Origin of the sequence: Pseudomonas sp. NBRC 111138, assembly GCF_001320835.1 — a bacterium.
Classification (GTDB): domain Bacteria; phylum Pseudomonadota; class Gammaproteobacteria; order Pseudomonadales; family Pseudomonadaceae; genus Aquipseudomonas; species Aquipseudomonas paracarnis.
This window is the reverse complement of record NZ_BCBO01000011.1, coordinates 1-13,017: the sequence shown is the minus strand read 5'-3', so window position 1 is coordinate 13,017 and position 13,017 is coordinate 1. Positions and strand designations below refer to the sequence as shown.

The 13,017-nt window shown below is 61.4% G+C and carries 11 protein-coding genes; 7 read left to right on the top strand and 4 right to left on the bottom strand.

What is annotated here, in order from left to right:
• Positions 1 to 279 precede the first annotated feature (279 nt).
• Complete coding sequence (locus APH41_RS01770) at positions 280 to 1,944, top strand: bifunctional diguanylate cyclase/phosphodiesterase (protein ID WP_054917119.1); 1,665 nt, start codon at positions 280 to 282, stop codon at positions 1,942 to 1,944.
• Between the two features lie 125 nt (positions 1,945 to 2,069).
• Here APH41_RS01770 and APH41_RS01765 read toward each other — a convergent pair whose 3' ends face one another.
• Positions 2,070 to 3,473, bottom strand: coding sequence for a NorM family multidrug efflux MATE transporter (locus APH41_RS01765; RefSeq protein WP_054917116.1), 1,404 nt, complete (start codon positions 3,471 to 3,473; stop codon positions 2,070 to 2,072).
• A gap of 152 nt (positions 3,474 to 3,625) precedes the next feature.
• Here APH41_RS01765 and APH41_RS01760 point away from each other — a divergent pair, with 152 nt between their 5' ends.
• Complete coding sequence (locus tag APH41_RS01760) at positions 3,626 to 4,546, top strand: LysR substrate-binding domain-containing protein (protein ID WP_014720465.1); 921 nt, start codon at positions 3,626 to 3,628, stop codon at positions 4,544 to 4,546.
• A 176-nt stretch (positions 4,547 to 4,722) separates the two neighbouring features.
• A complete protein-coding gene (locus APH41_RS01755) occupies positions 4,723 to 6,699 on the top strand; it encodes a methyl-accepting chemotaxis protein (RefSeq protein ID WP_034129061.1) in 1,977 nt (658 codons plus the stop codon).
• A gap of 3 nt (positions 6,700 to 6,702) precedes the next feature.
• On the opposite strand, the gene APH41_RS01750 is transcribed toward APH41_RS01755, so the two are convergent.
• Positions 6,703 to 7,617 carry an ABC transporter six-transmembrane domain-containing protein gene (locus APH41_RS01750; RefSeq protein WP_034129060.1) on the bottom strand — a complete coding sequence of 305 codons (915 nt, stop codon included), beginning with the start codon at positions 7,615 to 7,617 and terminating at the stop codon, positions 6,703 to 6,705.
• Between the two features lie 112 nt (positions 7,618 to 7,729).
• Between APH41_RS01750 and APH41_RS01745 the strand changes: the two genes are divergently transcribed.
• Positions 7,730 to 8,305 carry a TetR/AcrR family transcriptional regulator gene (locus APH41_RS01745; RefSeq protein WP_034129059.1) on the top strand — a complete coding sequence of 192 codons (576 nt, stop codon included), beginning with the start codon at positions 7,730 to 7,732 and terminating at the stop codon, positions 8,303 to 8,305.
• A 6-nt stretch (positions 8,306 to 8,311) separates the two neighbouring features.
• Here APH41_RS01745 and APH41_RS01740 read toward each other — a convergent pair whose 3' ends face one another.
• Positions 8,312 to 9,808 carry a YifB family Mg chelatase-like AAA ATPase gene (locus APH41_RS01740; RefSeq protein WP_054917115.1) on the bottom strand — a complete coding sequence of 499 codons (1,497 nt, stop codon included), beginning with the start codon at positions 9,806 to 9,808 and terminating at the stop codon, positions 8,312 to 8,314.
• 216 nt (positions 9,809 to 10,024) lie between these two features.
• Positions 10,025 to 10,288 carry an accessory factor UbiK family protein gene (locus APH41_RS01735; RefSeq protein WP_003195432.1) on the bottom strand — a complete coding sequence of 88 codons (264 nt, stop codon included), beginning with the start codon at positions 10,286 to 10,288 and terminating at the stop codon, positions 10,025 to 10,027.
• A 423-nt stretch (positions 10,289 to 10,711) separates the two neighbouring features.
• On the opposite strand from APH41_RS01735, the gene glnK reads away from it, so the two are divergent.
• The 3 genes from glnK to APH41_RS01720 form a co-directional block, all read left to right on the top strand.
• Complete coding sequence (gene glnK / locus APH41_RS01730; protein ID WP_002555808.1) at positions 10,712 to 11,050, top strand: P-II family nitrogen regulator; 339 nt, start codon at positions 10,712 to 10,714, stop codon at positions 11,048 to 11,050.
• Positions 11,051 to 11,084: 34 nt separating this feature from the next.
• Entirely contained in the window at positions 11,085 to 12,422 is a 1,338-nt protein-coding gene (locus APH41_RS01725; RefSeq protein WP_020302863.1) for an ammonium transporter, read from the top strand.
• Positions 12,423 to 12,631: 209 nt separating this feature from the next.
• Positions 12,632 to 13,017, top strand: a 386-nt coding sequence (locus APH41_RS01720) for a secondary thiamine-phosphate synthase enzyme YjbQ (RefSeq protein ID WP_054917113.1), incomplete at its 3' end; no start/stop codon positions are given.

The following is a 13,017-nucleotide window of genomic DNA, read 5'->3' as shown; positions in this document are numbered from 1 at the left end:
TGAGTCGGGACATACGGAATTTCAGGGGTCGTTGTTCAAAAGGGCGGGCATTTTAACAGGCTGGAAAGATTCTGCTGCCATAGAACGACGGTGTGACGTACCACTCGATCTAAATTTGCCGGTTTTGCTACTTTGCCGCAGGATGTTAAGGATTATTCGAGACTAATATTTACAGTCTGCGTGTTTGATAACACCTATCATTTGTCATCCTTTGTCATTGTCAGGCCGCACGTCATAATGGCACCGCTAATGAAATTTTGCAGAGTCTAGGGAGTTAGCGTGTCTACGCCTGTCGAACCCTTGCGTTTGCTGCTGCTGGCCGATGAGCCCGAGTGGGCAGCGTTGTTGCGCGAGTGCCTGGAGCCGATGGGCGAAGGGGCTGTGCTGATCAGTGCGCCCAACTGGGACTCGGTAAGCCGCCTGTTCGATGACGACCAGGGTGCTGTGTTATTGACCACGCCCAGCCTGCAGCCCGGCCCCGGCCGGTGCAGCCTGCCGTGTGTATTGCTGCTGGAGCAGGAGCCACTGGTGTCGCCGCTGGGTGTCAGCGATTGGTTGGTGTTGGATGCATTGGACGCCGACACATTGCGCCGCTGCCTGCGCCATGTGCGCGAGCGCGGCGTGCTGGAAAACACCTTGCAGCGCCTGGCCGAGCAAGACCCGCTCACCGGTATTGCCAACCGTCAGGGCTTCCAGACCTTGCTGGCCGCCCGGCTGGCAGAAAACGAAGGCCGTGGCCTGGCCCTCGGCCATCTGGACCTGGACAATTTTCGTCATGCCAACGATGCCCTCGGCCATCAGGCGGGCGACCGTTTGATCCTGCAAGTGGTGTCGCGGCTCAAGAGTCAGCTCGAAGCCGGGGACCAACTGGCGCGCCTGGGCAGCGATGAGTTTGCCTTGTTGATCGATACCCGCCGAGCGCCCCAGCGCGCCGAATGGATGGCCGAGCGCATCACCGAAGTGATGGCCGAACCCTATTGGGTGGATGGCGAAAGCCTGTTGATCGGTTGCAGCCTGGGCATGGCCCATGCTCGAGCCCGCGCTGGCGCCGACCCGTTGATGTGGCATGCCCATATCGCCATGCAGCAGGCCAAAAGCACCCAGGGCTGTACCTTTCATATCTTCAATGAACGCATCAACCGCAACGCGCGCAGCCTGGCCGACCTGGAAAGTGAACTGCGCCGGGCTTTGCGTCGCGATGAGTTGGAGCTGCATTACCAGCCGCGACTGGACCTGGACGATGGTCATATCGTTGGCCTCGAAGCTCTGGTGCGCTGGCGCCACGGTGAACGCGGCTTGTTGCCGCCTAGCGAATTCGTGCCGCTGGCCGAACAGAGTGGTCTGATCGTGCCATTGGGCTACTGGGTGATCTCCCGAGCCCTGCGCGACATGCAAGACCTGCGTGAACGCGGCCTGCCGCCGCTGCACATGGCGGTCAACCTGTCGTTTCGCCAGTTCCAGGACAGTCAGTTGCTGTCTACCCTCAGCCGCCTGATTGCCGAGCGCGGCGTGGAAGCGCAATGGCTGGAGTTCGAATTGACCGAAACCGCCGTGATGCGCCGCAGCGACCTGGTCAAGCAGACCATGGACGCCCTTGGCCGGCTGGGTGTGCGGTTTTCCCTGGATGATTTCGGCACCGGTTTTTCGTCGTTTGTGCACCTCAACAGCCTGCCGATTGCCTTGTTGAAGATCGACAAGAGCTTTGTCGGCGGCATGGAAGAGCGCGAAGAAAACCGCAAGCTGGTGCACGCCATGATCAACCTGGCCCACAACCTCAACCTGGAAGTGGTCGCCGAAGGCGTGGAAACCCCTGAGCAGCTTGAGCTTTTGCGCTTGTTTGGGTGCGACCAGGTCCAGGGTTACCTGATCAGCAAGCCGTTGCCGCTGCCCGAGCTGGTGGAATACCTGATGTTCGGGCAAAGCCAGCAGGCGCTGTTGGGTTAAGCCTTCAAAGTGGTTCAAATGTGGGAGCTGGCTTGCCTGCGATAGCGGTCGTTCAGCTAATAATGATTAGCCTGACACACCGCTATCGCAGGCAAGCCAGCTCCCACATGTGCCGCGTGTACTCGCTAGTCAGGCAGGGCCGCTCGGAATCCAACAGGAGCATCCGGCTCCTGCCGAATCATCCGCTTCATCTTCGCCTCAAATGCCCAGGTCAGGCTCACCGCCGCACACGCCAGGCCCAGTGCCAGGCCCCACCAGACGCCTGTTGGCCCCCAACCCAGGGTGAACGCCATCAACCAGGCTGACGGTGCGCCAATCAGCCAATAGCAACCCAGGCCCACCAGGAAGGTGGTCTTGGCGTCCTTCAGGCCACGGATACAACCCATGGCGATGGTCTGCACGCCATCGAACAATTCAAACCAGGCGGCGACGGCCAGCAGGCTCACCGCCAGGACGATGACGTCATGGAACGCCGGGTCGTCATGGTCGAGGAACAGTCCGATCAGCGGGTCGGAAAACAGCCACAGTACCGCCGCAAACCCCAACATCACCATGGCGCCGAATCCTATGCCCACTCGTCCGGCCAGGCGTGCCTGCAGCAACTGCCCGGCGCCGTAATGCTGGCCGATGCGCATGGTCACCGCGTAGGACATCCCCGCCGGCACCATGAAGGCCACCGAGACAATCTGCAGGGCGATCTGGTGTGCCGCCAACTGCGTGCTGCCCATGGTGCCCATGCACAACGCCGCAAAGGCAAACAACCCGACCTCTACCGCATAGGTGCCGCCAATCGGCAGGCCCAGGCGCCACAGCTCGCGCAGGTAGTGGGTATTCAGGCGCAGCAGGCCTGTGCCCAGCGGGTAGGCGGCGTAGGTGCGGTTGCTGCGGATGTACCACATCAGTGCCAGCGCCATGCCATTGGCGACGATGGCGGTCACCAGGCCGATGCCCATCAGGCCCAGTTTCGGCAGGCCGAACATGCCTTCGATCAGCGCATGGTTGAGCAGGTAGTTGACCACGGTGCCGCACAGGCTGATCACCATCACCGGGGTGGCCTTGCCGATGGCGCTGGTAAAGCCGCGCAGGGCCATGAAGCTCAGGTAGCCGGGCAGGGCAAAGGGCAGGATCGTCAGGAATTGCCCGGCCGCATGCACGTTGGTTTCGGTCTGGCCGAACATCAGCAGCACCGGCTTCAAGTTCCATAACAGCAACGCCGCCGCCAGGGCCATCAGCCACGCCAGCCACAGCCCGGCCTGGGTCAGGCGAGTGGCGCCGTCGATATCGCCCGCGCCATGGCGAATGGCGACCAGGGTGCCCACGGCTGCGATCACGCCGATGCAGAAGATCGCCACGAACGAATAGCTCGCCGCGCCCAGGCCTCCGCCGGCCAGTGCCTCGGGGCTCAAGCGCGCCATCATCAAGGTGTCGGTCAGCACCATCAGCATGTGCGCCAACTGTGAGGCAATCAACGGCCCCGATAGCCGCAGAATGGCCCAGAGTTCGGTACGTGCCGGATGTTGCATGATCATCACACTCGAATGGTCAGGAAGGTGGGGAAGGGTTGATTCTCGGCGCATTCAGCGCATTGCACAAAAGGATAAAAGCGATCGTTGGCATGATTAAAACTCATGCATGAGCGATTCTGGTAGGGTTTCCAGATTGCGCAGTCGGAGCTTTCAGCATGTCTCGTCGTCTTCCTCCTCTTTATGCCTTGCGGGCATTTGAAGCCGCCTCCCGTCACCACTCGTTTACCCGTGCGGCTGAGGAATTGTCGATTACCCAGAGTGCGATCAGCCGGCATATCCGTACGCTCGAAGATTATTTCGCCTGCCGATTGTTCCAGCGCAGCGGGCGCACGTTGCAGCTCACGGAAGCGGCGCGTTTGTTGCTGCCAGGCGTACGGGAAGGCTTCGCTGCCCTGGAGCGTGCTTGCCATACCTTGAATGCCGAAGATGACATCCTGCGTATGAAGGCGCCGTCCACCTTGACCATGCGCTGGCTGCTGGCGCGGTTGAGTCGCTTCCGCGCGTTGCAGCCAGGCAATGAGGTGCAACTCACCAGTGCGTGGATGAGCATTGATGAAGTGGACTTCAACCAAGAGCCATTCGACTGCGCGGTGTTGCTCAGCAACGGGCACTTTCCGGCGGACTGGGAGGCCAGTTATCTGTTTGCGGAAATGCTTATCCCGGTGGGAGCGCCGAATCTGTTGGACGACGGTCCCTGGGACGTGACGCGGCTGGCAACCGCCGAACTGCTGCACCCGACGCCTGACCGCCGCGACTGGCGTTACTGGCTGCAGCGCATGGGGTTGTCATCTCACGTTTCACTCAAGGGTGGGCAGGTGTTCGACACGCTTGAACTGGGCATGATAGCCGCCGCCCGAGGCTATGGCGTCTCCATGGGGGATTTGCTGATGGTGGCCGAAGACGTGGCGCAGGGACGCTTGAGCCTGCCGTGGCCTACGGCGGTCGCCAGTGGGGAAAGCTACTACCTGGTGTGGCCGAAAACCCGTCCGGGTGGCGAACGTTTGCGACGGCTGGCGGAATTTCTTCAGGGTGAAGTCAAGGCGATGGAATTGCCTCAGGTTGAACGCCTCGATTGAGTAGGGCCGGACCTTTTGTGCAATCGTTTGCGGGATACCCCTGTGATTCGCTCAAGTATTGCCAAATGCCGCCGAAGAAAGGTGTTGGAACCCTCGTGCACTACCGTTTCCCACTAGATAATTTGCCGAGCAGCGCTATGAGATCAGGATGATCCTGGCCTCGGCCAGGAGCTGTCATGTCTCAACCTCGTGCCCGGATTGCCTCCCAGTTAGGCCTTGCACTCGCCGTGATTCTGGCTGTCGTGATCAGCGGCAGTACGGTCTTTGCCTTGCGTACCCTCGACTCCGCCAACCTCGCCACCCGCGAGGAACACTTGGCCAGTGAGGCACGTTTGCTCGCCGACCAACTCAACACCTTCCACAGCACCTTGCGTGAAAGCACCCAGCGTTTGAGCGGGCTGTTTGAAAAGCGCTTCGGCGCCGGCTTGAGTGTGCGTGCGGACCAGTCCGTGGCCGTGGCCGGCGTGCAGACGCCGAGCCTCTATCTGGGCAATGAGGTGCTGAACAATAACTTCGAAGAGGTGGATGAGTTCAAGCAGATGTCCGGTGGCGTGGCCACGGTGTTCGTGCGCAGCGGCGACGACTTTATCCGCGTCAGCACCTCCCTGACCAAGCAGGACGGCAATCGCGCCATTGGCACCGTGCTCGACCGTCAGGGCGCGGCCTACCAGCGCGTTGTGAGCGGCCAGACCTACATCGGCCGTGCCGTGTTGTTCGACCGCTCCTACATGACCCAATACAGCCCCGTACGTGACAGCAGTGGGCAGGTCATCGCCGTGCTGTTCATCGGTTTCGATTACACCGATGCCCAGAACGCCCAGTTTGAAAACCTCAAGCGCTTCCGCATCGGCCAGACCGGCTCCCTCGCGCTGCTGGATGAGCAAAAGCACTGGCTGGTGCCGCCGGCTGGCGTACAAGCGCCGGATCAGGCGATTGCCGTGATGCTCGACCTGGCGAAAAAGCCGGGTGCTGGCCGTTTCTGGAGCGACAAAAACGAAGATTTCTATAGTGTCTCGGTGCCGTTTGAAGGCGGCCCTTGGGCGGTGGTAGCGAGCATGCCCAAGGCTGAGATTCGCGCAGTGACCTGGGAAGTCGGCATCCGCCTGGTGATCGGCAGTGTGCTGGCGATGTTACTGGCAGTGGGCGCCACGGTGTGGCTGTTGCGCAGCAAGCTGGCGCCATTGAGCGAGCTGGTGCGCCAGGCCCAGGCCCTGGGCGCGGGCGATTTGAGTGCGCGGCTCAATGTGTCCAGCCATGACGAAATCGGCCAGCTGGCGCGTAGTTTCAACCAGATGGGTGAGGCGCTGTCGACCATGGTGTCGCATATCCGTACCGCCGCCGAACAGGTCAACAGCCGCGCCCAGGCGCTGTCGGGCTTGTCCGGCGGTGCCTATGAAGGCATGGAGCAGCAGTCCGGCGAGATCACCAGCATGGCCGGTGCGGTGGAAGAGTTCAGTGCTACCTCGCTGAACATTGCCGACAACATGGGCAACACCGAGCGCCTGGCTCAAGAGAATGCCCAGCAAACCCGTATCGGCCGCAGTTCGATGCAAGAGGCGTCATCGTCCCTGGAACATATCGCCACTGCGCTGAACAGCACCGCTGCCGTGATCAACACCCTGGGCCAGCGTTCCCAGGAAATCGGCGGGATCGTCGGCGTGATTACCGCCATCGCTGAACAGACCAACCTGCTGGCGCTCAACGCCGCCATCGAGGCTGCGCGCGCCGGCGAGCAAGGCCGTGGCTTCGCCGTGGTCGCCGACGAAGTGCGCAACCTGGCTTCGCGCACCCGTCAGGCCACCGATGAAATCTCCGGCATGATCCAGAGCATCCAGCAGGAAACCGGTAACGCCATCAGCACCATGGAGCACGGCAATGCGCTGATGCAGGAAGGCCTGTCGCGCAACGCCGATGTGGCCTCGGCCCTGGCGCGTATCGACGAGCAAAGCCGCTCGGCCGGCCAGCAGTTCGCAGCGATCACCACCGCCACCCAGGAACAGAGCAGCACCGCGACCTTGCTCAGCAGCAACCTGCAGAGCATTGCGCTGGCCAACAGCGAGCAGCGTGAAGTGGTGTCCAACCTGGCGGTTACCGCCAAGGAACTGGAGACCTTGGCGGCAGGCTTGCGCCATGAGGTGGATCGGTTTCGTTGAGGCTCAGGCCTCCCCAAGCCCTGGGTCTACGCGCTTGCCAATGTCCTTGAGCCGCGCCAGTTGGTCGACCATGCCTGGCGCTTCGTCCAGGCTGGTGACGAAGGTCCACAGATAGGTCATGACGGCGTAGATGTGGCCGGCCTTCACCGCTGGGGACATGGCCAATTGGCTGATCGCAACCACGAACAGTAAGGCCGCGGTCATGCCGATAAACAGGAACGCCGCAGCCTCGCGGTCTGACAGCCAGATGCGCAGGCGTGACAGCACCTGGTAGTGGCGTCGCAGGGTCGGCGCGCCGACCTTTTCGACCAGGCCGATTTCTTTTTCCAGGCGGTTGTTCAGACGTTCGTGCAGCGCCTGATTGCGCTGGGCAAAACGCGGCAACAAGGTGATGCACAGCAGCAGGGCCGCCAGGCACGCCATGCCTACCCATGGCTCAATCACGATCAGCATCACTGCCGCGCCCACAATCGACACCAACGCCGTGGCGATGATAGGCACGTGCTTTTCAAAGAAGTCGACAAACTCCCGAGCAAGTACTACCCGTGCCGCCGATTTCGAGGTGCTGTGGTTCTGTTGGCGCTGGTTGAGAATGACCGGCACCGCAAGGTCCGCGTAGATGCGCGTGAACGTACGGGTGTCCAGCGCCCGTCTCGCCGCCCCAACGGCCCAGAACGCCATGACCACGGCGGCATACAGCAACGCACTGGTGGTATCGCCACGGATAATCGAATCCACCGCGAACCCGGCAAACAGTGGGTAAGCCAACAACAGCGCGTTCTCCAGCGCCACCAGCGACAAGGTGCAAGACAGCTTGCCGGGATAGGCTCTGGCAATAGCCTTGAGGGTCTGGCTGGCAGACTGCTGGCCGATTTTCTTGCTTTCTTCGATCAGAATTTGTGGGGTGACGGATGTCATGGGTGCACCAGAGGAGTAATAGACGCTATTATTGAGCGACTGCTCAAGTATCCTTGAGCGATCGCTCAAAAAGCAAGCGCCGCTTATCTGCTCGTGCTCGAAGGAATTGCCCATGTCGCGTACCGACCGTAAAGACCAGATCATCGCCGCCGCCCTGGAGCTGTTTCGCAGCAAGGGTTTCGCCGATGTATCCACCCGTGACCTCGCCGAACATGCCGGCTTGTCGCGCAGTCATGTCTATCACTACTTCAGCGACTGGAATGAACTGCGCCGCGAAGCCTTCGTACGCTTTGCCAATGAGCAACTGGATGAAGTGCGCGAGCCGTTGGCCGATGCGCCACCCCTGGAGGCGCTCGTGGGTTTTTTGCGCGACTGCCTGCCCAGCACCGCTGACGCCGGCTGGGCGCTGTGGCTCGACGCCTGGGACGAGGCCATGCATGACGCGCAAATGACCCAGGCTTATCTGGTAATCAACGCCCAATGGCAAAGCATGCTTGCCGAGGTGATCGAGCGGGGCGTTGCCGATAGCGTCTTTCGCTGCGAGTCGGCTCAACGCGCTGCACGGCAGATCTTCGCCCTGGCGATGGGCTATGCCGATGACCTGATGCTCAAGCCTTCCGCAGAGTCCGCAGAAGCGGCGCTGCAAGAAGTGCTGGAAGTGGCGAGGCTGCTGCTGGATTTTGCCTGACAAGTGCTAGCCATTTGCGGCTGGTCGGTACTGCAACGCCTCCGCCAAATGATGGCGGGCGATGCCTTCCACTTGCTCAAGGTCCGCCAGGGTGCGAGCCACCTTGAGCAATCGATGGGCTGCGCGCAGTGATAATGTCAGCCGCTCACACGCGCTCTCCAGCCAGCTTTCATCGGCTTTGGCCAACTGGCAGTGTTCGCGCAGCCGGGGCAGATCGAGGAATGCATTGGCGCAACCCTGGCGCTGGTGCTGGCGTTCCCGGGCTTGCGCCACCTGAGCGGACGCTTGCGCGGTGGTATCACCGGCTTGTTGGGCGGGGTTCAGCGCAGTGACCTCCCGCGCGACTGTCAGGTGCAAATCAATCCGGTCCAGCAACGGCCCGGAGAGCTTGTTGCGATAGCGCTGGATCTGCTCCGGTGTACACCGACAACGCCCGCTGGGCTCGCCCATGTAGCCGCAAGGGCAGGGGTTCATCGCCGCGACCAGTTGAAAGCGCGCCGGGAAGCTCACGCGGTCACGGGCGCGGGAGATCACGATGTGCCCCGACTCCAATGGCTCGCGCAGCACCTCCAGTACCTTGCGATCGAACTCTGGCAGTTCATCCAGGAACAACACCCCGTGATGAGCCAGGGTGATTTCCCCCGGTTGTGGCTTCGAGCCGCCACCCACCAGCGCCGGCCCGGATGCCGAGTGGTGCGGCTGGCGAAACGGGCGGTTTGGCCAATGGCTCAGCGGTGCCAGGCTGACCACGGATTGGATTGCGGCCACTTCCAGCGCTTCCTGCTCGCTCAACGGCGGCAGCAAGCCCGGTAGCCGGCTGGCCAGTAAAGTCTTGCCTGTGCCCGGTGGCCCGCTGAACAACAGGTTATGCGCGCCCGCCGCCGCGATCAGCAATGCTCGCTTGGCCGCGAGTTGGCCCTGCACTTCACACAGGTCTGGGTAAGGCTTGTTCAAGTACAGCAAGCCGTCGGACCTGTAAGGCTCAATCGGCACGTGCCCATTCAGGTGTGCCACCACTTGCAGCAGGTGGTCCACCGCAATCACTTTGAGCCCCGACGCCAGGCACGCCTCCTCGGCATTGGCGCGCGGCACTATCACGGTGCGCCCAGCCTTGCGCGCCGCCAGCGCGGCCGGCAGTACCCCTTTCACCGCACGCACCTCGCCGGACAGCGCCAATTCCCCAAGGCATTCCACGTCATCGAGCATCAGCGCCGGCACTTGCACACTGGCTGCCAGGATGCCCAGGGCAATCGCCAGATCAAAACGCCCGCCGTCCTTGGGCAGGTCGGCGGGCGCGAGATTGAGCGTAATGCGGCGGGCCGGATATTGCAGCGCCGAGTTGAGGATGGCGCTGCGCACGCGATCCTTGCTTTCCTTCACTGCAGTTTCGGGCAAACCCACGAGAGTGAGAGACGGCAGACCATTGGCCATGTGCACCTCGACGGTGACGGCGGGGGCTTCTACACCGACCTGGGCGCGGCTGTGGACGATGGCGAGGGACATGCTCGTTCCTTGAATGGGAGGGCCGCTTCCTGCGGTTTTTTCAAGGGTAGACGAGGTGGGATGGAGCGGGGCGGGGGAGGTTTTACAGAACGTATCCGGACGGCAACGCAAAACAGAATGTGGGAGCTGGCTTGCCTGCGATGGCGGTGTGTCAGCAAAGAATCATCCGCTGATGCACCGCCATCGCAGGCAAGCCAGCTCCCACACTCACCGTGTTTATTCAGCAGAGGGTGGCGTCAACCGTGCTTCAAGTTCAGCCACCTTCGCCTCCAGGCTCTCCAGCCGCGCACGTGTGCGGGCCAGCACCACCATCTGGCTGTCAAACTCTTCCCGGCTGACCAGGTCGAGCTTGCTGAAACCGCTCTGTAGCAAAGCCTTGAACTGGCTTTCGATTTCATTGCGGGGCAGCGGAGTGTCGCCGCTGAACAGGCGAGAGGCGTGGCCGCTCAGGGCGTCGAGGAAGTCTTTGGGCGCGAGCATTGGACATATTCCGGAAAACAGTTGGCCGGCAGTGTACCACGCAGCGTCTATAGTCATTTTCACGCCCCGCTGCGCACGGTTTTCGCGCATTGGGGCGGGCGGCTGCGCACTGTTTTGATGCGCATTGCGGCCGCGCAGGCGCCCCGTAGGTGGGCATAAGCGGGCAAAGGATTGATTTCGGTGGTTTTTACGGAGCTGGCAAGGTTTCTGCTTAGACGATCATGACCCATGCACTGATGCAGTCGCTGTGACGAATGCAGTGCGCCGACGGATCCGGGGTACAGGGCTCGTCACCAGTGGTTCGCTGGCGTCGCGACGGCAAATGCCGAGGCGACGATGCGTTACAAAGCCAGGCACTGCGCTTAGACTTGAGACGGGTTTGTTTTCCTGGGGCAAGTCCACCAAATTCGGGAGAGAGTTTTCATGAAGCTAGTCACTGCCATCATCAAGCCGTTCAAGTTGGACGATGTACGCGAGTCACTGTCCGAGATCGGCGTGCAGGGCATTACCGTTACTGAGGTCAAGGGCTTCGGTCGGCAGAAGGGTCATACCGAGCTGTATCGCGGCGCGGAATACGTGGTCGATTTCCTGCCGAAGGTGAAGATCGATGTCGCCATTGACGACAAGGATCTTGACCGGGTTATCGAGGCGATAACCAAGGCGGCCAACACCGGCAAGATCGGTGACGGCAAGATCTTCGTGGTCAATCTGGAACAGGCTATTCGCATCCGTACCGGCGAAACCGATACCGACGCAATCTAAGCCGCCAAACCCCAACGCCCCAGGAGAAAACAATATGACTCTGCGTAAATTCGCAGGGCTCGGAGCCCTGCTGTCCATCGTAATGCCAAGCCTGGCCATGGCGGCAGATGAAGTGGCTGCTCCAGTCCTCAATTCCGGCGACACCGCCTGGATGCTTACCGCCACCGCGCTGGTGCTGTTCATGACCATCCCTGGCCTGGCGCTGTTCTACGGCGGCATGGTCCGCTCCAAGAATATTCTGTCGGTGATGATGCAGTGCTTCGCCATCACTGGCCTGATCAGCATCCTGTGGGTTGTCTACGGCTACAGCATCGCGTTCGATACCACCGGTATGGAACAAGGTGTGGTCAACTTCAATTCCTTCTTCGGCGGCATGGGCAAGGCGTTCCTGGCGGGTGTCACCCCAGCCAGCATCACCGGGCCGGCGGCGCTGTTTCCGGAAGCCGTGTTCATCACCTTCCAGATGACCTTTGCCATCATTACTCCGGCGCTGATCGTCGGTGCTTTCGCTGAGCGTATGAAGTTCTCCGCGATGCTGATCTTCATGGCTATCTGGTTCACCCTGGTCTATGCGCCGATTGCGCACATGGTCTGGAGCGGCAATGGCGGCCTGATGTGGGACTGGGGCGTGCTGGACTTCGCCGGCGGCACCGTTGTGCACATCAACGCGGGTGTGGCTGGCCTGGTGGCGTGCATCGTGCTCGGCAAGCGCAAAGGCTTCCCCACCACCCCGATGGCCCCGCATAACCTGGGCTATACCCTGGTGGGCGCGGCCATGCTGTGGATCGGCTGGTTTGGCTTCAACGCCGGTTCCGCTGCGGCGGCCAACGGCACCGCGGGCATGGCGATGCTGGTAACTCAAATCGCTACCGCAGCTGCGGCCCTGGGCTGGATGTTTGCCGAGTGGATCACCCACGGCAAGCCAAGCGCACTGGGTATCGCCTCGGGCGTGGTCGCCGGCCTCGTCGCCGTGACACCAGCGGCTGGCACCGTGGGCCCGATGGGCGCCCTGGTGATTGGTCTGGTCGCCGGTGTGGTGTGCTTCTTCTGCGCGACCAGCCTCAAGCGCAAACTGGGTTATGACGACTCCCTGGACGCCTTCGGCGTGCACGGTATTGGCGGTATCGTCGGTGCGATCCTCACCGGTGTGTTCGCAGCTCCTGCTCTGGGCGGCTTCGGCACCGTGACCGACATCGCGGCCCAGGTCTGGATCCAGTGCAAAGGCGTGGGCTTCACCGTGATCTACACGGCGATTGTGACCTACGTCATCCTCAAGGTGCTCGACATGGTCATGGGCCTGCGTGTCACCGAAGAAGAAGAGGCGGTCGGCCTCGACCTGGCGCAACACAACGAGCGCGGCTACAACTTGTAACTACGCGAAAAAAACATGCCCGGCTTGCCGGGCATTTTTTTGCCCGGCGTTTGTCTGTGGCTAAAGGTGCATGGGTTTTTTATCGACTTTGTGATGGGATCCACACTGCACTTTTAAGGGTGCAAATGTCTTACAGGCATGAAGGCGTATTAGGCACTTTGTTTTTTCCCAGAGCGCGCTAGAATGCGCGCCGATGGGCGGAGAACTGTATGTGGCAACAGACCCTGATTACCCTGCGGGCCAAGCCCCGGGGCTTTCACTTGGTAACGGACGAGTTGCTTGCCGGCTTGCCTGAATTGAGGGCGTGCCGTGTGGGCCTGTTGCATCTGTGGCTGCAGCACACCTCGGCCTCGTTGACCGTCAACGAGAATGCCGACCCGGCGGTTCGCCGTGACTTCGAGCGTTTTTTCAACCTGCTGGTGCCACAAGGTCGCGCAGGGTTTGAACATAACGACGAAGGTCCGGATGATCTGCCGGCGCACTTCAAGGCCAGTCTGCTGGGCTGCCAGCTGAGTTTGCCGGTCAAGGCCGGCCGCTTGGCGATAGGGACCTGGCAAGGTGTTTATCTGGGCGAGCACCGTGATCATGGCGGTGC